Source organism: Bacillus sp. 41-22 (assembly GCF_025809295.1).
Lineage (GTDB): Bacteria > Bacillota > Bacilli > Bacillales > Bacillaceae_G > Bacillus_A > Bacillus_A mycoides.
On sequence record NZ_CP084035.1, the window covers coordinates 168,496 to 190,734 of the forward strand.

The following is a 22,239-nucleotide window of genomic DNA, read 5'->3' on the forward strand; positions in this document are numbered from 1 at the left end:
CTAATAATGGAGATATATCAAAAGGAGGCAAAGAATAGATATGTGGATGAACTTGTAATGATTAGAAATTAGATAGATGAATTTTTCTCTCGTAAGTGAGGGTTTATTTAGCTACCTATAAATCATTCAAGGAATGCATATTTGTTTTGTACATCCCTTTTGTAAGGATAGATGTCTATGTGGGGAAATTTATATCTCTTATATAAAATATGCGTCCTTTAACTTTGGAGGAGTATATGATGAATCAATTAAAAAATAAAGTAGCAGTTGTTACAGGTGTAAGTCGTCTAGACGGTATAGGAGCAGCTATTTGCACGGAGTTAGCAGAGGCTGGATACGATATATTTTTTACGTATTGGACAGAATACGATAAAGAGATGCCTTGGGGCGTTGATAAAAATGAACAAATACAATTAAAAGAAAAGTTGATACAAAATGGTGTCAAAGTATCGAGCATGGAGTTAGATCTAACTCAGAATGATGCATCAAATCAGCTTATAAATAAAGTTACTGAACAATTAGGGTACCCTCATATATTAATTAATAATGCAGCATATTCTACAAATAATGATTTCTCTAATTTGACTGCTGAAGAACTAGATAAGCACTACATGGTAAATGTTCGTGCGACTACATTGTTAAGTAGTCAATTTGCCCAAGGTTTTGATAAGAAATCTGGTGGTAGAATTGTGAATATGACGTCGGGACAATTTAAAGGACCTATGGCAGGAGAATTAGCGTATGCAACAACGAAGGGAGCAATTGACGCTCTTACTAGTACGTTGTCAGCGGAAGTGGCCCATTTAGGGATAACAGTGAATGCAATTAATCCAGGTCCAACTAGTACAGGATGGATGACTGAGGAGATAAAGCAAGGATTAAGACCGATGTTTCCTTTCGGCAGAATTGGTGAGCCAAAGGATGCAGCAAGGCTTATTAAGTTTTTAGTGAGCGAAGAAGCGGAATGGATTACAGGGCAAGTTATTCATTCAGAAGGTGGATTTAAGAGATAATTTTATAATTAAAAAGAAGGTATCTCATTTCAATGAGATACCTTCTTTTTAATCTTTCTTCAATCTTCGTGCAACACCATTCCCTAAAGACTGTAATCCTTGAACGAGGATAATCAAAATAAAGACGGTTGCATACATTACTTCAGGTTCGTAGCGTAAATGTCCGAATCGATATGCTAAATCACCAAGGCCGCCAGCACCGACAAGTCCAGCCATTGCTGTTGCACCGATTAAGCCGATCGTTGCGATTGTTAATCCAAGTACGAGAGACGGGCGAGCTTCTTTAACCATAACGTGCCAAATGATTTTTAAAGTAGAGACTCCCATTGCTTGATATGCTTCAATGACACCGCGATCCACTTCTAATAAAGCAGTTTCCATTAAACGGGCAATGTAAGGGGCTGTGAAGACAACAAGTGGTACGATAACACCTTGCACGCCAATGGACGTTCCCATTAGAAACTTTGTAAAAGGTAAAATGAAGAATAATAGAATGATAAACGGAAGAGAACGAATGATATTAATAACTGTATTAAGAATAGGATAGATAATTTTATTTTCTCGCTGTCCACCAGGTCTCGTTAAAACAAGTGTGACACCGAGTGGTAATGCAATAAGAATAGAGATAAGTAGTGAAATAGATGTCATTTGAAATGTTTGAATTGTTGCTTCCCATATTACGTTACCCCACTCATCCAAAAAGGACTTGTTTCCCATAATCTGTTCTACCTCCTTCTACGATGATCCCTTGTTCTTGTAAAAATGATAAGGCACGGTGTACTTCACTTTTTTCACCTTGCATATGAACGATCAGTTTTCCATATGCCTCATGTTTTAACTGTGTAATATTGCCTGATAAAATATTAGGATATACGTGGAAACGTTTTGTAGCGACAGCTAACGCTGGTTCTCCTGAAGCGGTTCCTATAAATGAAAGTGTTACGATTTCCCCGGTGCTTTGCAGTTCTTTCTGTACCTCTTCTGGAATTTTAGCTGCAAACGCGCTATTTACAAATTTCTTCGTTGTTACATGTTGTGGATTTGTAAAAATGTCCTTCACTGTTCCACTTTCAACGACAGATCCATGTTCCATTACAGCAACTTGGTCACAAATACGCTGGATGACATTCATTTCGTGTGTAATTAGCAAAATCGTAATTCCGATTTCTTCGTTGATCTTTAATAATAAATCAAGAATAGAATCAGTCGTTTCCGGATCTAATGCGCTCGTTGCTTCATCACTTAATAAAACTTCAGGCTCATGAGATAGTGCGCGAGCGATCGCTACACGTTGTTTTTGACCACCAGATAATTCACTTGGATAGGCATCTTTTTTATTAAAGAGATCAACAATGCGTAAATACTTTTCTACCCTTTTTTCAATTTCATTTTTGGGAAGACCAGATAGACGTAAGGGTAGTGCGATATTTTCATAAACGGTAACGGTTTTAAGTAAATTGAATCCTTGAAAAATCATGCCGATCTTTTTTCTCGCCTTTGCGAGTTCTTTTGTCGATAAGGTTGTTAACTCTTGTTCATTTATAATGATATCTCCTGTCGTTGGTTTTTCTAATAAATTTACACAACGGATTAATGTACTTTTACCAGCGCCACTATATCCGATGATTCCAAATACTTCGCCCTTTTTTACTTTAAGGGAAGTTGATTTAAGAGCCTCAACATTCCCTTTTTTTGTTGTAAATACTTTGGAGACGTTTTTTAATTCAATCATTATAGTCAGCTCCTACCAAGACGGTAAAACAGAACCATCGAATTTTTTCTCAATGAAATCTTTTACTTCTTTAGATTGATAAGCTTTCTTTAATTTATTAACAACAGCATCATCTTTATTTTCAGTACGAACAACGACCCAATTCACATATGGTGAATCTTTTCCTTCGCGGAAAATAGAATCTTTCGCTGGGCTTAATTTTGCACCTAATGCAAAGTTTGTATTAATTGCAGCTGCCTTTACTTCACTTAGCTGTGTTGGTAATTGAGATGCCTCTAATTCAACAATCTTTAAATTTTTCGGGTTTTCAATTACATCTTTTGCAGTCGCTTTTTCTGTAGCTTTTGGATCAACCTTTAAAACACCTGCTTTTTCAAATAGCTTTAAAGCACGAAGCTCATTTGTTGGATCATTTGGGACAGCGATTGCATCGCCCTCTTTTAATTCTTTTACATCTTTTAAGCTTTTAGAATATACACCCATAGGGAATGTTACTGTGGAAAATACTTCAGTTAATTTCATGTTGCGTTCAGCTTTAAATACGTCTAAATAAGATTTAGTTTGATAGCTATTTACATCGAGGCTTTTTTCATCTAAAGATACGTTTGGCGCTACATAATCATTAAATACCTTTACATCAATTTCGAGACCATCTTTTGCTGCCACTTCTTTTACCTTTTCAAAAATTTGTTCATGCGGTCCACCCGTTACGCCGACAGTAATCTTTTTCTCATCTAATGCTTTTACCTCTTTATCAGAATTAGCACCACATGCACCTAACAATAATACCGCTCCACTTACAATACTTAATAACACCTTTTTCATCTATAATTCCCCCTTAATATACGTTCCAAAATAAAAAGCACCTCTCAAAAATAAGAGAGGTGCCGAATAGACGAAATAGGTTCCTCTCTTATCTTCCAAAACGAAAATCGTTCTGCAGGAATTAGCACCTTAGCTTATACGTTATAAGCTCGGTTGCCGGGCATCATCGGGCCAGTCCCTCCGCCACTCTTGATAAGAGTATGTGTATGTAGTTTTTTAATATGGTACTAATAGTAAATCTTACAAAAAGAATTGTCAATATTATTTTCTGAATATATTTTATTTTAAGGTAATCGAAACGTTCCCTTTTTTATGTCCCTTTTCCACATACATATGAGCTTCAGCAATTTCTTCTAATCGGTAAGTTCTATCAATAACGGGCTTTAGTTTTTCCGTTTCGACTAGTTTTTTTAATAGAATCATATCCTCTTTACTTACCTTGGCCATCATTCCATTAACAGATACATATTTTCCATTGGGTGTTAATGTATTTGTACAAAGGGATTTTTTATACTTCCCAACTGCATCAAATATAATATCGTAGCATTTGCCTTGCTTAGTAAAATCTTCTTTCGTATAATCAATTACTTTATCAGCTCCTAAAGATTGCACGAGTTCAAAATTTGAATTACTACAAACAGCCGTAACGGTCGCGCCGAAATATTTAGCAAGTTGTACAGCAGCTGTTCCTACTGATCCGGAGGCACCATATATGAGCACTTGTTGCCCTTTTTTTATACGGCCCTTTCTCAGGAAATGTAATGCTGAAGTTCCGCCAAAAGGAATAACTGCCGCTTCTTCATACGTCACATTGGTAGGTTTTAATGTTATTAATCCACTTTCATGTACGCATGTGTACTCGGCATAACCACCGAGGTTTAGTTCTGTTAATGCAAAAATTGGATCACCTTTTTTAAATTGAGTTACATCTGTTCCTACTTCTTCGATTTCACCGGATAACTCTACGCCGAGTACAGGTTTTCTCGGTTTTCTGAAACCTAATATGATCCTCATAGGAATCCAAAATAAGAGGGGGCTATTAAAGCCGCGTATTCTACAATCTCCAGTCGTTACACTTGTTGCGTGAATTTTAATTAATACTTCGTTCTTTTTAGGTGTAGGTTTCTCTATATTTTGAAGCTGAAGAACGTTAGGTGGTCCATACTGTGTGCAAATGATCGCCTTCATAATGACCTCCTGAAATGAGTTGTTGTTATTTACATCATATTTAAAACCTTCATTAAACATGTCGCTATATAGCGAATAAAGATTAAAAATTATATAGATTTCGTAGGAAAAGAGGTGATATTATTTTGGGAAAGGGGGCGACATTATGAAAAAAACTATTATTATTTCAAGTTTAGTGCTTGCAATCAGTCTAGGGGTAGGGTGTAGCAATGAGAAAACAACAAAGACTGATGAACCGAAAAAAGAAGCCATGCAAAAAGAAAAGGAATTAGAAGCGAAGGATGTTTTCAAGAAAACGAACGAAGCTTTTAAAAATGAAGAAAATGTAACGATGACATATGATGTAGGGTTAAAAGCTGAGGGAACAGAGATGGATATATTAAAGGCTAAGATGCAATTAGAGCCAAAGACAAAGAATTCTCGTTCTGAAATGAATATTTCTGGTACAGATGTTGTAGTGTATACTGTGGATGGTAAAGTTGCTGGTGAGGTGAAAAACCCTAATACAGGAGAAGTTATAACCGTACCAGAGGAGCAATTAAACGCTGGTGGAATGAAAGCGACTCAAGATATTATAGATAATTTAGAAGTACCAGCAGTAGTTTTAGATAAAATGAAGATGGAGAAAAGCGGAGATAAATATAAACTGAAATTTACATTAAAAGGGCAAGAAACAGAAAGTATGTTAACTAGCATGGATGAAACGCAGAAGAAAATGTTACAAGCACAAAATGCGAAGATAGAAGAAGTGGATGCAGAATATATCATTACAAAAGATTTTAAATATGAATCAGCGAAGATAGATATGATTATGAGTAGTAATGGTAAGGATAAGGCACACATTATTACGAATGCAAAATATACGTCGTACGAAAAGTTTGACCCAATACAATTGCCGGCAGCAAAGTAACAGTTTTGATCAGGGGGGACCTAAAATAAGGTGCCCTCTCTTTTTTATACTTTCTTCTTAGGAAAATAGGTACAATATGAAGAGGGAAAACTGTGGAAGAGGAGAGTGTCATTTGAAAAAAAGAAAGATAGCGGTGGTCATTGTAGCTTATACAGTGTTGCTTGCGACATCTATAAATACATATAAAGAGCAACTAGAACATCCTATTATGAGCGATGTAGGAAAGTTGCTTCCAACGAAAATTAAACGTGTTGAAAATGCTGAGGATGAACGTTCATTAAAACAGTTAGTGCAAGATGCAAATGTTTCTGGAGAGAAGATTTCTATTGCAGGTATGCAACATAGCCAAGGCGGACAGACGTATTATCCGAACGGTACGATGCTTGATATGAAAGGATATAATGAAATATTAGAATTCGATCCGGAGAAGAAGAGGATTAGGGTGCAAAGCGGTGTCACATGGAATGACATTCAAAAGAAAATCAATCCATATGGTCTTGCAGTTCAAGTGATGCAATCTCAAAATATTTTTACTGTTGGTGGTTCATTAAGTGTAAATGTACATGGGCGTGATATTCGTCATGAAGCATTGATTGATACAGTAGAGTCGTTCAGATTGTTAATGGCAGATGGTACGGTGCGTAATGTAAATAGAGAAGAAAATGCTGACTTGTTTCCGTATGTAATTGGGGGATATGGATTATTTGGTGTGATTTTAGATGTGACGCTACAGTTAACAAACGATGAATTGTATGAAACGCATACGAAAGTACTAGATTATAAAGAATACTCTTCATACTTTAAGAATAAAGTGCGAAGGGATGAGAATATACGTATGCATTTAGCACGTATTTCTGTTGCCCCAAATTCATTTTTAAAAGAGATGTATGTGACAGATTATGTACTGGCAGAAGATCAACAGAAGTTGAAAGAGTACAGCAAATTAAAAGAAGAAAATATTATAGCTACGCCGAAATTTTTGCTCGGGTTATCACGTTATAGTGACTGGGGAAAGGGCGCATTTTGGGACATACAAAGAGGTTATTTTGAACGTACAGATGGTAAGTACGAAACGCGAAATAACGTAATGAGATCTGATAGTACTTTTATGGAATACGATAATCCAAACTTGACCGAAGTTTTACAAGAGTACTTTGTACCGATAGATGGTTTTGCAGCGTATATAGATGATTTGCGAAGCGTTTTAAATGAAGAGGAATTAAACCTTCTTAACATTACAATCCGCTATGTAGAAAAGAATGAGAATGCGGTGCTATCTTATGCGAAAGATGATATGTTTGCGCTTGTGCTTCTAATTAATCAAGGGCGTTCTGAAGATGAAATAAAGAAAACAAAAGTGGTCATTCAAAAGATGATTGATGTTACGTTAAAGCATAATGGAAGTTATTATTTACCGTATTATTCTTATCCGGAAAAGGAGCAACTAAAGAAAGCGTATCCTCGCATAGAAGAATTCCTTCAGAAGAAGAAGGAAGTAGACCCAGAGGAAAGGTTTGTGAATTTATTTTATAAGGAGTATAGCAAATGACATATAGAAGATTTGTAGCCTCACAAAGCATTATTATGATGGCGGGTAGTATGGTATTTCCTTTTTATATACTATTGCTTCGAAATGTAGGAAATAGTTTCTCGCAATTTGGCTGGGCGTACGGCTTATTTGCCTTAACTTCAGCTCTAGTATATCCGTTAGTTGGAAGAATCTCTGATAGGGTAGGTGATAGAAAGTTATTAATTATATACGCATGGTCCATGGCTATATTAATGCTTTTTTTCCCTATTGCAACAGAAGTTTGGCATGTATACATTCTCCAAATTTTAATGGGTATTTTAGGTGCTGTGCAGCGTAATACGGAGAAGACATCGTTAGCACGAAAGGTAGCGCATAAGGAAGCTGGTTACGAAATTGGAAAATACCATGTATGGACATCAATTGGGGGCGGAGTAGCTATAATTGCAACTGGTTACCTAGTGGATTTCTTTACGATAGGGACTATTTTTTACATTGCTTCAGTTTTATATGTAGTTAGTGGATTTGTATTAAGCCGCGGTGATAAGTAATTAAAAGTATTTCCATTCCCATTTTTACCTGATTACCCTTTATTTGTTATACTTATGGAGAAGACAAAAGAAAAGGGGACATTGCCTTTGATGAAATTTATAGTTTTAGCTATTCTCACTTTGTTTTTGATTCCATGGACTAGAAGCGGTAATAAAATTCGCGCGGTGGATAAAGGAGGAAATGAGAAAGTTGTAAAGGGTAAGAAATCATCTATTTTAGTTATTCCTGTTTTATTTTGGATAGGTATTGCAATCTATGAATATTTCTGGCTAATTGATGATCGAGCAGATTCTATTCTTACTCATTATTCTGTTGCAGTAGCGATTTTAATTGGGCTTGTTTTATTCTCACAAGAGCAGGTAGGGAAATTAGAAGGTACGTTAAAGGGACTTCTAATGTTTGTTTTACTCGCAAGTTACGGCTATTTTGGTTATTTGCACGATATAGTAATCACGCAAAAAAAATATGATTCTGTTGTGAAGATCGAGAAAGATATTTCAGAGCCATTTACTGAAAATGATCAGCCGTTTACAGTGCCGCCAAAGACAGCGGAGAATAAGATGAAAAAAGTATTTGGGGATATTCCGAAAGTAGCTTATTTTGAGCTAGGAGAATTAACGCCACAAATGGTAAATGGCGAGGCCTTATATGTAGCACCAATTGAAGTTTCAGGATTTTTTAAAGCACGTAAAGCTGAGACAATTCCAGGGTACGTAACGATGTCAGGTACGAATCCTGATGCGGAAGCGAAACTGCACCTTGGTTATAAAATGAAATATGTGCCAAGCATGTTTTTCGGTAATAAATTAGAACGTGTCGTTCGAAAAGCAGAGCCAGATTTAGTTTTTAAAGGGAAACCAAAATTTGAAGTTGATGATAAAGGGAAACCGTATTATACAATGACGTATGGTGAATTTATTTCAGGAAGATCTGGATTTGAAGTAGAAGGTGTTGTAGTAGTAGACGCACAAACAGGTGAAGTGAAAAGATACGACAAAGGAAAGGCACCTAAATTCGTTGATGGCGTATTAAATCACGAGACTGCATCTACATTAAATACGTATTTTGGTAAATATATTCACGGATTTTGGAATACAAAATTCTCACAAACGGATATGAAGATTCCGACTGAGTGGGGAACGAAAGAAGGAGTTACACCAATCTTCGGTAAGGACGGAACGTTATATTATTTTACTGATTTCACCTCTCCGAAAGAAGGAGTAGATTCTGCACTAGGCTATTCGCTTATTGATGCGCGTACAGGTAAGTTGTATTACTATAATGGAAAAGAAGTAAAGGGAATTATGGATGGTTCGGCTGCTACAGAAGTAGTGGATAATTCCTTTAAGAGAGAGAAATGGCACGGAACGATGCCGGTTATTTATAACGTGTACGGTAAACCTTCTTGGATTGTACCTGTTATTGATGACGGAGGATTAGTACGTGCTCATACTGTCATATATGCTTCTAATGCAAAAGTGTTTGCAACAGGTTCAACGCAAAAAGAAGCACTTGAGAATTATAAAAATGCGCTGAGCGGAAGTGGTGATTCATTTAGACCGACTTCAAATGGGAAAGAAGCGCAAAAAGAAGGTACTGTACAACGTGTGTATAAAGAAAAATCAGGTGAAAATACGATTGTGTACGTACTATTAGAAAACGAGCAAAAAGTATTCATGGTACCGGCGAATAAATTCCCATATGCAATGTTTACAGAAGTAGGAGATCCAATTCAAATCACATATTTAGACACAGGAGAAATGATGGCATCTGTATCTAAATTTACAAATAGTAATTTGAAAAAGTAAAGCGATAGAGATTCTATCGCTTTTTTTACATTATTAAACAGGAAAATACGGTATACTTGACGTATATTCATGTTGTAACTATAATTGTTACGATTAAGTGTTTATATGAAAGGGTGAATGGAAAAAGTGAATGGAGTTAATCACGAAATATATAAACCTGTAAAGACAAACAGGTTATGGATGATTCTTGTATTAGGGACACTTACGGCAATTGGGCCGTTATCTATTGATATGTATTTGCCTTCTTTACCAAAGTTAACGGATGATTTACAAACGGGTGCATCCCTCGCGCAGCTTACATTAACTGCTTGTCTGCTTGGGCTTTCAGTAGGGCAGTTATTTATTGGTTCAATTAGTGACATTTACGGAAGACGCAAACCTCTTATTATCGCTCTTATTATTTATGTTGCTTCTTCTTTACTTTGTGCTGTTGCACCATCGATTTGGAGTTTAGTGCTTTTACGTTTCTTACAAGGTGCTTCAGGATCTGCTGGTATCGTTATATCACGTGCAATGGTACGTGATATGTATTCAGGTTCTGAAATGACGAAGTTTTTCTCACTGCTTATGTTAGTAAACGGAGCAGCGCCTATTTTGGCACCGATTATTGGAGGGCAATTATTACAGTTCACATCATGGCGCGGCGTTTTTATCGTTCTTGGAGCAATTAGTGTATTCATGCTAATATCAGCTACTTTCGTATTACGTGAAACATTACCTCCTGAAGAAAGAGAGACAGGTGGATTATCAGGAACGCTTGCAACATACGGAAAGCTTCTGAAAGATCGTTTATTTATGGGGTATGCATTGTCGCAAGGATTAGTAACAGCTGCAATGTTTGCTTATATTTCTGGTTCACCGTTTGTGTTGCAGAACATATACGGAGCATCACCACAGCAATTTAGCTTATTCTTTGCGATTAACGGTATCGGTATTATTATTGCTAGTCAGGTTACGGGCCGTTTAGCAGGGAAAGTTAATGAGAAAACTTTATTTGTTGCTGGTATTATTATTGCGGCTGTTGGCGGTCTATCATTACTACTTACAATCGTATTAGGAATAGGGCTAATCGGTGTTTTATGCTCGCTATTTCTTGTTGTATCAAGTGTTGGGGTTGTATCAACAACCGGCTTCTCGTTAGCGATGAGAAATCAAAAACAAGCAGCAGGAACAGCATCAGCTTTACTAGGTTTATTACAGTTCATTTCAGGAGCACTTGTTGCACCATTAGTAGGTATTGGCGGAAGCAATACCGCATTACCGATGGGGGTTGTGATAGCGCTTTGTGAAATTGGTGCTGTGTTATGTTATCTATTTATGGCCAGAAGAAGTGAGAAGCAGTTTGAACTGCAACAAAATAAAAATTTAGAAGCTTAATACAAAAGAGCTGATTCAAACATTTCTTTGAATCAGCTCTTTTTTTCATTTCTTTGAAATAACTCATACATATTATTCATGATCGCATCATATAAGAAAGCAAGTTTATCCCATACCCAGCGGTTACTGTCGACCTCTTTCTCCCCGCAATCAATAATATCAGTATGATCTGTAATTCTATATGCCCTCTCAACGATAATAGGAGCAATCTTCGGTATGCGTGGAATTTCTTTTAAGACATCTGCAAAATTTCCAATGTAGACATGACTGATAATCTCGATTGTTAAAGATTTATCGGATATATTTAGCACAGTATGAAATTGATTTATATGTTGTTGCTTTAAATATTGGGCCAGCTTAAATGGAGCATGCTTCTTCTTTAATACGCGGCGAAGGCTCTCTGTATTTTCAATATGAAGTGACTTTTCGCGAATAAGGACGCGAATATCTTCGCCCATAAAGGGTATTGTATTGTACATTGATGATTCTCCTTACAAACTGAACTACGCTTACTTTATGCATATGTAAGTCTAGCATGGTTTGTTCTCTATGTGTGCTTACAGTTTTGTAAGGTGATGTAGTAAAGTGATGCAAAAGTTATTTGCATAAAGTGACGATACTGTGACAAAAATGTTGGTATGTATATTAAGATATCGTCTTAAGTGTAAAAAGTGGGGCGTTCTCGGTATAATAACAAGTGGAGATAAAAGAAACTATAATGAGTAATAGCTGTAGATAAAAGGAGAATTCGAGATGAAGAAGGTTTTGGGTATTGCTGTAATGGGAAGTATGATCCTTCTAGCAGGATGTAATGGAAATAAAGATACGAAAGAACCGAAAGAAAAGGTAGAGCAATCCACTGAGCAAACAGAAGAAATGAAAGAATACAGCGCAGTACATGAAAAATATGATGCGAAAATAAATAAAGAAATTAATAAGGCGTTACAGTTATTTGAAGTGGCAAAAGAAAAGGGCGGTAAGGAAATAACGAATGCTACATATAAAGAAGATGTGCAAAAGGTAACAACGAGCATGTTAGAAGATATTGATAATATACGTAAAGAAATTCGTGTTCCAAAGTCGAAAGAGCAAGAACATGAGGTATATGTTGGTTTCTTGAATGAATCGGAACAAGCGATGAAAAAATTACAGAAGCTAGCTAAAGAAGAAGATTCATCATTAATTCGTGATATAGAAATTAATTTTGCAACAGCATCCACATACTATAAACGCTTTCAAACAGAGGCGAAAAAATAACCTTGCGCATGCGCAAGGTTATTTTTTCTTTTTACCATCTCCGTCTTCATCCTCGGATACTAATATCTTCTGTTCTTCGTGAAATTCTGAAATTGTTTGTCCAGTAATATTATCGAATGGAGTGTAAAAAGAAGTGATGCTTTTCTTTTTAATGAAGAGTTTATAGAAGCCGATGATGACGAGTATGACGATTGTTAATGGCAATCCTATAGTAGCCAGAAGTAGTGGATCCATCTTATAACTCCTTTAATACAATTTCTTTTTATTATAAGTGAAAGATTGTAATTTCAATAACTAATATAATAGAAAACTGATTTTTCTAAATATATCCAATTTGATTGACTTTTCATTTTTTCAGAATTATAATTCAAAATATACAATTTGAACCAAATAATAATATAGCAATTTACTTATCCAGAGAGGTAGAGGGACTGGCCCTATGACACCTCAGCAGCGGGTTCTGTAACAGGAACACCGTGCTAATTCCAGCAAGCAAGTCTTGAAAGATAAGTGATGGGCCTTCGTTTATTAAGCCTTGATCTTATTTTTTAAGATCAAGGCTTTTTGTGTTTTAAGAAGTAGAGAAGGAGTAATGGCAACAAATATGTCAATAAAACAAAGTAAATCCATTTGTTTAGGGGGGTTATTGAAGTGTATGTTATTAAAAAACTATCGGTTATGGTATTCACGCTATGGGTCATTACGACAATAACATTTTTAATTATGCATATTATTCCAGGTGATCCGTTTTCATCAGATGCGAAAATCTTTCCTGAAGAAGTAATACAAAACATGAGAGCGAAGTATCACCTTGATGAACCGTTATGGAATCAGTATGTTGCTTATTTGGATGGGGTAGTTCATTTTGATTTTGGCGAATCTGTTCAATCGACAGGTCAAGGTGTATCGGAAATTATAACAACTGGTTTTGGACCATCGGCAATTATTGGTTTACAAGCACTTGTTATTTCATTGTTAGTCGGAATTGCCGCAGGTACATTTGCCGCGCTATATCATGGGAAAGTGATTGATTATAGTGTGAGCTTGCTTGCGATTCTCGGTATTTCTATTCCTAGTTTTATTTTAGCACCACTATTTATACAAGTATTCGCCATACAATTTGAATTACTACCAGTGGCGTCTTGGGGAACATTTGAGCATACTGTATTACCCTCCTTCGCATTAGCGTTAGGACCAATTGCAGTTATTACAAGATTTGTTCGCTCTAATATGATTGAAGTGTTGCAGAGTGATTATATTAAGCTAGCGAGAGCGAAAGGTATACCAATTAAGAAAATCATTATAAGACATGCTCTTCGAAATGCGATTGTTCCGGTACTTACATTTGTTGGCCCATTAATGGCTGGACTTTTAACAGGGACTTTCGTTATTGAAAAAATCTTTTCAATTCCTGGTTTAGGAAAATATTTTGTAGACAGTATTTTCAACCGAGATTATCCGGTGATTATGGGAACAACCATTTTCTATAGTGCGCTATTAATTGTATGTATTTTTATTACAGATATCATTCATCGTATTGTTGATCCGCGCATTCGTTCTATTACGTAAGGAGGGTGATGTTTAAATGGGGGCTTATGAAATTAATGACCAGTTATTAACGAATGAAGAGAAAAAAGAATTAACGATAAATAAAGATCAGCAAACGATTAGCCGGAAAAAGGAAGTGTTTCGCAAGTTTATATTAAACCCTATAGCAGTTTTAGGGGCAGTGACGTTATTACTAATTATTGTTTTCTCGCTTATTGGCGAAAGTTTAACACCATTTACTGCGAGTGAACAAGTAAAAGAAGCAACTAATTTACCGCCTAGTAGTGAGCATTGGTTCGGAACAGACGATTTAGGGAGAGATATTTGGGCGCGTACTTGGGCTGGTGGGAAAATTTCATTAACAGTTGGATTGGTAGCAGCAGCTCTTGATATTGGGCTAGGTGTACTAATTGGTGGCTTTAGTGGATATGTGAGAGGACGTAATCGTCTTGGAACGTTAATTGACGAGTGGATTATAAGAGGGATTGAAGTGTTATACGGTATTCCATATTTGTTAATTGTTATTTTACTATTAATTGTTATGAAACCAGGCCTTTTTACAATTATTATCGCCCTTGCATTGACGGGATGGATTGGCATGGCACGCCTCATTAGAGCGCAAGTCTTGTCTTTAAAACAAAGAGAATTTGTTATTGCAGCAGAGCGATTAGGTACACCTCATATGAAAATTATATATGGGCATTTAATTCCAAACTTAACAGGGATTATTATCGTAAATTTATCATTTACCATTCCAGCAGCTATTTTCTCAGAATCATTTTTAAGCTTTATCGGACTTGGAGTACAATCACCGGCGGCAAGCTGGGGCACGATGACGAACGATGCACTTGGGACGTTACTAAGCGGAGAATGGTGGCAACTATTCTTCCCGGCAATCATGATTGCATTCATCATGTTCGCATTTAATGCGATTGGTGATGGTTTGCAAGATGCAATTGATCCGAAAATCGTAAAACGTAATCGAAAGGAGAAAAAACATGGCACAAATCTTATCTTTAGAAAACGTAACGTTGGCCGTTGAAAAAGAGAATAGTAAGCAAGCGATTGTGAAGCATGTTTCCTTTTCTATTAACGAAGGTGAAATAGTTGCACTTGTCGGAGAAAGTGGTTCAGGGAAAAGTGTTACAGCACAATCTATTATCGGCTTAAATCAAGAATCAATTCATATTGATGATGGAAATATATCTTTCCAATCAAAGGAATTAACGGATTTACAAGAATCAGAATGGAATCAAATTCGCGGGAAAGATATTTCCTTTATCTTTCAAGACCCGCTTTCATCTTTAAATCCGACGATGAAGGTTGGAAGACAAATTACAGAAGTAATTGTGCAGCATGAAAAGAAATCGAAAAAAGAGGCAAAAGAAATTGCAATTAACTTACTAAATGATTTAGGGATACATGAAGCAGAGAAACGCTTTGAACAATACCCGTATCAGTTGAGCGGAGGTATGAGGCAGCGTATTTGTTTAGCAATTGCATTTGCTTGTCACCCGAAGCTCGTTATTGCAGATGAACCTACAACAGCATTAGATGTAACGATTCAAAAGCAAATTATGGAGTTGTTAAAAGAAAGAAAGGAAAAACAAAATACGAGTATTTTATTAATTACACATGATTTGGCACTTGTACGTGAAGTAGCTGACCGAGTAGTAGTTATGTACGGGGGACGTGTTGTTGAAAAAGGAACGATTCAAGAAGTAATTGGCTCACCTAAGCACCCTTACACAAAAAGTTTATTGCAAGCAATTCCGAATATGGATGATTCAGAAAAGGTACTTAGAGCAATTGAGGGAACAACACCTTCAATTGAAACGTTAAATAGTTTTGGATGCCCGTTTGTGAATCGTTGTCCTGTAGCGATAAAAGAATGTATTCATCGCTTCGCAGAGAGAACAACATATTCTGAGGAGCATAGTTCACATTGCTGGCAACATATTCTGGAGCATAATAAAGCGAAATCAAAAGAGAAGGTGAATGCCTCATGACGACAGATTTAATTACTGTAAAGCAAGTAACGAAAACGTATGGAAGTAAAAATAAAGAAATCGCAGCTTTAAAAGATATATCACTTTCTATCCCGAAAGGAACAACGCTTGGCATTATTGGGGAAAGTGGTTCTGGAAAGACAACACTTGGTAAGCTCATAGCTGGGATCGAGCGTCCAACGTCTGGTGAAATTGATTATAACGGTCAAGTTGTTCACAAGCTGAAGTCAGCTCATAAGCGGGATTTCTTACAGAAAGTACAGTTCATTTTTCAAGATTCCACAGCGGCATTAAATCCGCGCTGGAAAGTACGCGATATTGTAACAGAAGGCTATATTTCATTCGGTTTAGGCGATAAAGGATTGAAAGATAAAGTCGCAGGTGATGCACTAGAGCGTGTTGGATTAGATAGACGATATATTGATCGCTATCCACACGAATTTAGCGGCGGACAACGTCAACGTATTGCTATTGCAAGAGCGTTATTATGTGAGCCAGAAGTTTTAATCCTTGATGAACCAATTTCAGCATTAGATGTTTCACTTCAAATCCAAATTGTGCACTTGTTGCAAAAGATTCAAAAGGAACAAGGCTATACATATTTATTTATCGCGCATGATTTACCGATGGTTCACTATTTATGTGAAAAAGTGGCTGTCTTATACAAAGGAGAACTTGTTGAATTTGGATATACGGACGAAGTATTCCGTAATCCACAACATTCTTATACAAAAACATTATTAGCATCAACACCAAAAATTTCAGGTTAAAGGAGAATGTAGGATGAAGAAGTTTTTACTGTTTGTCATTATGACTGTTTTAGCAATTACTTCTGTTGCTTGCGGTAAGAAAGAGACGCAAAAGGCGAGTGCTGGTAAGGGTGAAGGCGATCGATTAGTAACGAATATTAGCAGTGATCCGTATACGCTTGATTCTGCCATTGCGACAGATAGCACGTCAGGTTATGTAATTGGGCAATTGTTTTCAAGTTTATATACGCAAGATAGTGACGGGAAATATCAAAATGAATTAGCAGAGAAAGAAGAAGTAAACGCTGATGGAACTGAATATACAATTCATTTAAAGAAAGATATTAAATGGTCAGATGGTTCTCCTATTACAGCAAATAATTTTGAGTTTGCCTGGAAGCGATTATTAAATCCGAAAACGGGTTCTATGAATGCGACAGAAATGTATTTTATTAAAGGAGCAGAGGCATATAATACTGGAAAAGGTGAAGAAGGACAAGTTGGTATTCAAGTCGTTGATCCTCAAACATTAAAGGTAACACTTGAGCACCCAGTTGCTTCTATTAAACAAAAATTAGCAAGTTCATTATTTATTCCATTATCTAAAAAATCAATTGATGATAATAATAAATTAAAAACAGATCCAAAAGAGTTAATTACGAACGGACCATTCACATTAAAAGAATGGAAGCATAACCAAGCTATTACAGTACAAAAAAATAAAGAATACTATGATAAAAAGGTAACATTAAAAGAAATTGAGTTTCGTATTATTCCAGATTCTAAAACAGCGTACCAATTGTACAAGTCAAAAGAATTAGATTTGCTAAGTAGCTTACCACAAGAGATGATTGAAAAAGAAAAAGGAAACAAAGAATATAAGCGTGTTGCAGGATTCTCATCTTATATTTATTCGTTTAACGTAGAAAAAGAGCCGTTTACAAATGCAAAAGTACGTAAAGCATTTTCATTAGCGGTTGATCGTAAGTTTATCGTTGAAAAACTGTATAAAAATAATGCACAAGAAGCATATGCTTTTGTTCCAGAAGGGGCAAAAACACAAGGTGGTCGTGATTTCCGTAAAGAAAAAGGCGATTACGTAAAATTCGATTCAGCAGAAGCGAAAAAATTATTAGAAGAGGGCATGAAAGAGCAAGGTTGGTCTACATTACCTGAAGTAACATTAAAATTCACTACAGATACACAACATAAAAAAGTAGCAGAAGCAATGCAAGAAATGTTTAAGAAAAATCTTGGTGTAGATATTAAATTAGAGAATAAAGAGTGGAAGAGTTACATCGACACATACAAGCAAAGTGATTTCCAATTAGCTTATATGGGATGGGGCGGCTCTCTATTGGATCCGATTACTAAACTAGATTTATATGCAGGTGATGGTCCAAACAACTATGCAAAATGGCATAATAAAGAATTTGATGCTTTAGTAAAAGAGGCAAAAGTTGAACAAAACGAAGATAAGCGTTTTGACTTATTGCATAAAGCAGAAGATATCATGTTTGATGATACACCATTAATCCCAATTATTTTCCCAAGCTCTTCATATTTACAAAAATCATCAGTATCTGGCGTCCAATTCATTATCGGTTCTAGTCCAGAACTAAGATACGTAAAAATTAAAAAATAAAGAAGTAGGCAATCGCCTACTTCTTTATTTTATTTCTCTTTTATATTCTTTTTTCGTTCCATCAGAGAAGACAACTTCTAAATCGAATTTTTGGTAGTCTTTATCAAGTTTGAACACGTTTACTACTTGATCAATTACTTCTTGGTCAGGAGTATCTTTATCAAATTTTAATTCTTGTAGAAGTGGGCTTAATTTTGTAATAGCCTCGTCGCCTGTTAATTTTACATCTGCTTTATGGTCTTCAACTTTTGCTTCCATTTTTTTATCGGCTGCTACATTTTTATAATCAGCTTCGTAGTCTTTCTTTGTATCCTGATAGTCCGCTTTTAAATCGAATTCATTGAAGTTTAGCTTTAAATCAGCAGGAGCTTCGTTTTTTGCCTCTTCTGTAGTCTTTTTATTAGAAGTTGTGTCTTCTTTTGCAGGAGCTTTACATCCTGTTAATGCAGGTACTAGCATAAGAGCTAATAAAATTGATAGTAAAATTCTCATTATAAATTCCTCCTTATGTAAATTTGTTCTATACAAGTTTTTCCCAATTTCATGTAATTATGTATGTGTTGAAAATAAATTATTTACTTATAGCTTTAAGAATTAATCCGCAATTTAAATCAAAAATGATTTGTATGTGTATGGTAAATTGAAGTTGTAAGGAGGTACTGAAATGCATGAAGAATATAAAGAGATGATAAAAAAAGCAATCGAATATATAGAGAATCATTTACATGAAGAGCTTACAACAGAAAGAGTGGCATTTCACGGGGCAGTATCGATGTACCATTTACATCGTATTTTTCAAAGTTATATTGGGATGAGTGTAACGGATTATGTTCGTAAGAGAAGATTAACTCATGCTGCACAGGCTTTAGTATCGACTGAAAGAGCAGTCATTGATATTGCAGTGCAAAATGGCTTTTCCTCACAAGAGGCATTTACTAGAGCTTTTAAAAGAATGTTTCAATTACCACCAAAAAAATATCGGAAATATTTCCAGTCATTTTATATAGAAAGAGAGGGCGTTTCAATGGAAAAAGGTATACCGAAAGGATGGGTATTAAGTGGAAGTCATCCTGCTGAATATGAGATGGGTTTAGATTACGAAGTTGTTCATCAAGGAAAAGTATCTGCATATATAAAAGGAAAAGAGAACGTTACACACGGAGGGTTTTCAACATTAATGCAAATGTTCCGAGCGGATAAATATGTAGGTAAGAGGTTGCGTTTAACAGCATTTATTAAGAGTGAAAATGTAAAAGACTGGGCAGGATTGTGGATGCGAGTAGACGGAAAAGATACAGAGCCTATTGCTATGGATAACATGCAAAATCGTCCAATTAAAAATACGAATAACTGGCAATCATACTCGGTTGTACTAGATATAAAAGAAGAAGCACTTGGTATTGCATTTGGTGTTTTATTATCAGGAGAAGGCTGTGTCTGGCTAGATAGTATTCGTTTTGATGAAGTGGATGAAAAAATTCCTTCAACAGATTTGGCAGAAAATTTTTATGAAACACTCCTAGAAGAGCCGGTGAATCTGCAATTTGAAGAAATAGAAAATTAAAAAGTAAGGAGAAAAGATATGCTCAAATATGTGAAATTGATAAGTATTAGTTTAGTAGTATCATCGTGTATTATGGGAATCAACTATTTAATTAGTTATCTTTGGTCAGGGCATATACCTTCTTTGACGTGGAGAACATATTTGATATTTATGGTTATATTTATGATGAGTTTTGGTTCAATACAAAAAGAGAGCTATGAAGAGAGTTGATAATCGTCCTTTTAGTCTTCTTAGTATTAATACATATGTATTTATCACTGCATTGGAAAAACAGGTTTGCCGTTCGGGATTATTTCCCGCAACATATGCAGCGAATGGTTATTACACAATAATATTTGGTGGAGTTAATTTAGCGGAAAATATTATTTCATTATTACTTATTATACTAGTTACACAATTGGTAGCGGGAATCACTATAGGTATAAAAGTGATAGTAAAGAGGGGAAGTTCTGTAGTTAAAGAAGCATAAAGTAAAAAAAGGTATCCTTCGTGGGATACCTTTTTTACTAGTGTTTATTATTTTGCAACTTCTGTCCACTTGTAGTTAAATTCACCGCCGAAGTCAGTTGTTACAAGTCCTTTAATGAAAGAGCGTTGTAAGTAAGAGCGACCTTGTTGGTATAAAGGAGCGACAGCACCATCTTGTAATAAGATTTTTTCAGCTTGCTTCATTGCTTCCCAGCGACCTTTTTCATCACCAGCTAAATCAGTTTTTACTTTACGAATAAGCTCGTCGTACTCTTTGTTAGAGTATTTATCGAAGTTATAAGCACTATCTGTTGTGAATAGATCTAAGAATGTAATAGGATCTGCGAAGTCAGGGCCCCAGCCATCGATTCCGATTTCGTAATCACCACTTAATAGTAGTTTTAACTGTTGTTTACGTGGTTGAGGTTTTAAAGTCACTGTTAATCCATCTAGATTCTTTTCTAATTCACCTTTTAAATATTCGCCAGTCTTTTTAGCTAAAGCATTATCGCTTGTTAATAGTTCAATTGTTACTTTGTCAGTACCAAGTTCTTGTTTCGCTTTTTTCCAGTTTTCTTTTGCAGATTTCACATCATCTTTGACTAGATTTCCATTTTCTTTACGGAAGTCATTACCGTCTGGACTTTTTGCGAATTTCGCAGGAACCATTCCTTCTGCTGGGATTGCACCGTTATTTAAAATTGTTTCTACGTACGCTTTTTTATTCATTGCTTCGTTAATAGCGAGGCGTGCATGTTGATTTTTTAATACTGCATTTTTCTGATTTAGTCGTAAGAATTGGATACCGACTTCAGCGCGTTCCTTGAAGTTGGAATCGTTCTTATACTTATCAACAAACTCCGCAGTTAAAGCAACACGATCAATTTGTCCTGAATCATATAAGTTAACTTCTGTAGATTTATCTTTAACGACATTGAAGTTGATTTCTTCTAGTTTTACAGTTTTAGCATCCCAATAGTTAGGGTTCTTCTTCAATTGGAAGCTTTGTTCATGTTTCCAGTTATCTAATGTGAAAGCACCATTGTAAATTAAATGATTTGTTTCTAAACCGTATTTATCGCCTTGAGATTTTAAATACTCTTCATTGATTGGTAAGAATGTTGCAAATGTCGTTAAGCTTAAGAAGTAGGGAACAGGGCGGTCCAGTTGTACTTCTAAAGTTTTATCGTCAAGAGCTTTAACGCCTAATTGATCGATTGCTACTTCTTTTTGGTTTATTTGTTTCGCATTTTTTATATCAAAGAATAAGAATGCATATTCAGCAGCTGTTTCAGGGTTAACGGCACGTTGCCAAGCGAAAATAAAATCTTTTGCTGTAACAGGAGTACCGTTTGACCATTTTGAATCACGAAGATGGAAAGTATACTTTGTTTTATCTGGACTAATGTCAACCGATTCAGCAACACCAGGGATCGGTTTATTATCTTCTCCTATAGCATATAAACCTTCAAAAACATTTCTCATTACATTCATGGATTCCCCATCCGTCGCTTTTGCAACATCCATTGTTGGAATTTCTGAAGCAAATGATAAGTTAATCGCTTGTTTATCAGGTGCTTTATCGTTCGCTTTTGCTCCGCCTGCATTATCTTTATTTCCCCCGCAAGCAGTTAGTAGTAGACTTGCCCCTAAAACAGATGCAACAACAGGTACAACTTTTTTCTTCATTGTTCTTTCCTCCCTAAATGTGTTGTTCGTAACGTCATAATGTCCATGTCTTGAAGTGTAGCTATAGAAGGAGAGAAAACCTATTATAAATATGTGTATATAGGTAATCAGGTATTCTATATGTATATACATGTTGAGCTATAATCTATCGTTATATGTTTCAACTTAGTAGACATTACATTTTGATGATAAAATATTTTGTTTCTTTGATTATTTAGAATATTAACACTGGAAAGAACTATATGTCAATAATAAAAAGTGGAGTGTTAATTTCTTGGAATAATATATTGAAAAAGCAGAGTTCCTCATATTAGGGAATCTGCTTTTAATATATTTTGCTAAAAAAACAATGGGGGTGGGTGAGAACACGATGATCT

Annotated in this window: 23 protein-coding genes and 2 riboswitches; of the genes, 15 read left to right on the top strand and 8 right to left on the bottom strand. The window is 35.7% G+C overall.

The annotated features are described in order from the left end of the window. Positions 1-236 precede the first annotated feature (236 nt). Complete coding sequence (locus tag LCF45_RS00985; RefSeq protein WP_002124715.1) at positions 237-1,013, top strand: SDR family oxidoreductase; 777 nt, start codon at positions 237-239, stop codon at positions 1,011-1,013. 48 nt (positions 1,014-1,061) lie between these two features. On the opposite strand, the gene LCF45_RS00990 is transcribed toward LCF45_RS00985, so the two are convergent. The 4 genes from LCF45_RS00990 to LCF45_RS01005 form a co-directional block, all read right to left on the bottom strand. Beyond that, on the bottom strand, positions 1,062-1,730 hold the full coding sequence (locus LCF45_RS00990) for a methionine ABC transporter permease (protein WP_002124718.1): 669 nt from the start codon (positions 1,728-1,730) through the stop codon (positions 1,062-1,064). Further along, positions 1,705-2,745: a methionine ABC transporter ATP-binding protein gene (locus LCF45_RS00995; protein WP_078206728.1), complete on the bottom strand. Its 1,041-nt coding sequence runs from the start codon at positions 2,743-2,745 to the stop codon at positions 1,705-1,707. The genes LCF45_RS00990 and LCF45_RS00995 overlap by 26 nt, the downstream gene beginning before the upstream one ends. Before the next feature lie 12 nt (positions 2,746-2,757). Beyond that, positions 2,758-3,570: a MetQ/NlpA family ABC transporter substrate-binding protein gene (locus LCF45_RS01000; RefSeq protein ID WP_000756967.1), complete on the bottom strand. Its 813-nt coding sequence runs from the start codon at positions 3,568-3,570 to the stop codon at positions 2,758-2,760. Between the two features lie 85 nt (positions 3,571-3,655). Beyond that, positions 3,656-3,769, bottom strand: a riboswitch (SAM riboswitch). Between the two features lie 80 nt (positions 3,770-3,849). Further along, a complete protein-coding gene (locus LCF45_RS01005) occupies positions 3,850-4,758 on the bottom strand; it encodes an NAD(P)-dependent alcohol dehydrogenase (RefSeq protein ID WP_002167148.1) in 909 nt (302 codons plus the stop codon). Between the two features lie 145 nt (positions 4,759-4,903). Here LCF45_RS01005 and LCF45_RS01010 point away from each other — a divergent pair, with 145 nt between their 5' ends. The 5 genes from LCF45_RS01010 to LCF45_RS01030 all read left to right on the top strand — a co-directional run bounded on the left by LCF45_RS01010 (position 4,904) and on the right by LCF45_RS01030 (position 10,933). Then, entirely contained in the window at positions 4,904-5,668 is a 765-nt protein-coding gene (locus LCF45_RS01010; RefSeq protein WP_002009840.1) for a DUF6612 family protein, read from the top strand. 112 nt (positions 5,669-5,780) lie between these two features. Then, positions 5,781-7,217: an FAD-binding oxidoreductase gene (locus LCF45_RS01015; RefSeq protein ID WP_033733704.1), complete on the top strand. Its 1,437-nt coding sequence runs from the start codon at positions 5,781-5,783 to the stop codon at positions 7,215-7,217. After that, entirely contained in the window at positions 7,214-7,747 is a 534-nt protein-coding gene (locus LCF45_RS01020; RefSeq protein WP_002091456.1) for an MFS transporter, read from the top strand. Before LCF45_RS01015 ends, LCF45_RS01020 begins: the two co-directional genes overlap by 4 nt. Before the next feature lie 90 nt (positions 7,748-7,837). Continuing rightward, positions 7,838-9,556, top strand: a complete 1,719-nt coding sequence (locus LCF45_RS01025; RefSeq protein WP_033733706.1) for a DUF3981 domain-containing protein — start codon at positions 7,838-7,840, stop codon at positions 9,554-9,556. 117 nt (positions 9,557-9,673) lie between these two features. Further along, complete coding sequence (locus LCF45_RS01030) at positions 9,674-10,933, top strand: multidrug effflux MFS transporter (RefSeq protein WP_033713407.1); 1,260 nt, start codon at positions 9,674-9,676, stop codon at positions 10,931-10,933. Positions 10,934-10,965: 32 nt separating this feature from the next. Here the strand turns inward: LCF45_RS01030 and LCF45_RS01035 are convergent, their stop codons facing one another. Beyond that, positions 10,966-11,412 (bottom strand): hypothetical protein, encoded by a 447-nt coding sequence (locus tag LCF45_RS01035; RefSeq protein ID WP_063225668.1) that lies wholly within the window; start codon positions 11,410-11,412, stop codon positions 10,966-10,968. Between the two features lie 274 nt (positions 11,413-11,686). On the opposite strand from LCF45_RS01035, the gene LCF45_RS01040 reads away from it, so the two are divergent. Continuing rightward, positions 11,687-12,190: a hypothetical protein gene (locus LCF45_RS01040; RefSeq protein WP_002139912.1), complete on the top strand. Its 504-nt coding sequence runs from the start codon at positions 11,687-11,689 to the stop codon at positions 12,188-12,190. 18 nt (positions 12,191-12,208) lie between these two features. On the opposite strand, the gene LCF45_RS01045 is transcribed toward LCF45_RS01040, so the two are convergent. Next, positions 12,209-12,424: a DUF3951 domain-containing protein gene (locus LCF45_RS01045; RefSeq protein ID WP_000371388.1), complete on the bottom strand. Its 216-nt coding sequence runs from the start codon at positions 12,422-12,424 to the stop codon at positions 12,209-12,211. A gap of 173 nt (positions 12,425-12,597) precedes the next feature. Then, a riboswitch (SAM riboswitch) is annotated at positions 12,598-12,703 on the top strand. Positions 12,704-12,841: 138 nt separating this feature from the next. Between LCF45_RS01045 and LCF45_RS01050 the strand changes: the two genes are divergently transcribed. Genes LCF45_RS01050 through LCF45_RS01070 form a run of 5 tightly spaced genes read left to right on the top strand, consistent with a single transcriptional unit; the run spans position 12,842 to position 18,141 of the window. After that, positions 12,842-13,759: an ABC transporter permease gene (locus LCF45_RS01050; protein WP_002124730.1), complete on the top strand. Its 918-nt coding sequence runs from the start codon at positions 12,842-12,844 to the stop codon at positions 13,757-13,759. A 16-nt stretch (positions 13,760-13,775) separates the two neighbouring features. Next, complete coding sequence (locus LCF45_RS01055; protein WP_263894427.1) at positions 13,776-14,780, top strand: ABC transporter permease; 1,005 nt, start codon at positions 13,776-13,778, stop codon at positions 14,778-14,780. Beyond that, positions 14,737-15,747 carry an ABC transporter ATP-binding protein gene (locus LCF45_RS01060; protein WP_263894428.1) on the top strand — a complete coding sequence of 337 codons (1,011 nt, stop codon included), beginning with the start codon at positions 14,737-14,739 and terminating at the stop codon, positions 15,745-15,747. Before LCF45_RS01055 ends, LCF45_RS01060 begins: the two co-directional genes overlap by 44 nt. Continuing rightward, on the top strand, positions 15,744-16,517 hold the full coding sequence (locus tag LCF45_RS01065; protein WP_002169314.1) for an ABC transporter ATP-binding protein: 774 nt from the start codon (positions 15,744-15,746) through the stop codon (positions 16,515-16,517). Before LCF45_RS01060 ends, LCF45_RS01065 begins: the two co-directional genes overlap by 4 nt. 13 nt (positions 16,518-16,530) lie before the next feature. Further along, positions 16,531-18,141, top strand: a complete 1,611-nt coding sequence (locus LCF45_RS01070) for a peptide ABC transporter substrate-binding protein (protein ID WP_263894429.1) — start codon at positions 16,531-16,533, stop codon at positions 18,139-18,141. Between the two features lie 24 nt (positions 18,142-18,165). Here LCF45_RS01070 and LCF45_RS01075 read toward each other — a convergent pair whose 3' ends face one another. Beyond that, a complete protein-coding gene (locus LCF45_RS01075) occupies positions 18,166-18,633 on the bottom strand; it encodes a YusW family protein (protein ID WP_044739090.1) in 468 nt (155 codons plus the stop codon). 172 nt (positions 18,634-18,805) lie between these two features. On the opposite strand from LCF45_RS01075, the gene LCF45_RS01080 reads away from it, so the two are divergent. The 3 genes from LCF45_RS01080 to LCF45_RS01090 are packed head-to-tail and all read left to right on the top strand — an operon-like array spanning position 18,806 to position 20,174. Then, positions 18,806-19,705 carry a helix-turn-helix transcriptional regulator gene (locus tag LCF45_RS01080; RefSeq protein ID WP_263894431.1) on the top strand — a complete coding sequence of 300 codons (900 nt, stop codon included), beginning with the start codon at positions 18,806-18,808 and terminating at the stop codon, positions 19,703-19,705. An 18-nt stretch (positions 19,706-19,723) separates the two neighbouring features. Continuing rightward, positions 19,724-19,915, top strand: a complete 192-nt coding sequence (locus tag LCF45_RS01085) for a hypothetical protein (RefSeq protein WP_002124741.1) — start codon at positions 19,724-19,726, stop codon at positions 19,913-19,915. Beyond that, positions 19,902-20,174: a hypothetical protein gene (locus LCF45_RS01090; RefSeq protein WP_002091435.1), complete on the top strand. Its 273-nt coding sequence runs from the start codon at positions 19,902-19,904 to the stop codon at positions 20,172-20,174. The genes LCF45_RS01085 and LCF45_RS01090 overlap by 14 nt, the downstream gene beginning before the upstream one ends. 47 nt (positions 20,175-20,221) lie before the next feature. On the opposite strand, the gene LCF45_RS01095 is transcribed toward LCF45_RS01090, so the two are convergent. Beyond that, a complete protein-coding gene (locus LCF45_RS01095; protein WP_061689445.1) occupies positions 20,222-21,862 on the bottom strand; it encodes a peptide ABC transporter substrate-binding protein in 1,641 nt (546 codons plus the stop codon). Between the last annotated feature and the right edge of the window lie 377 nt (positions 21,863-22,239).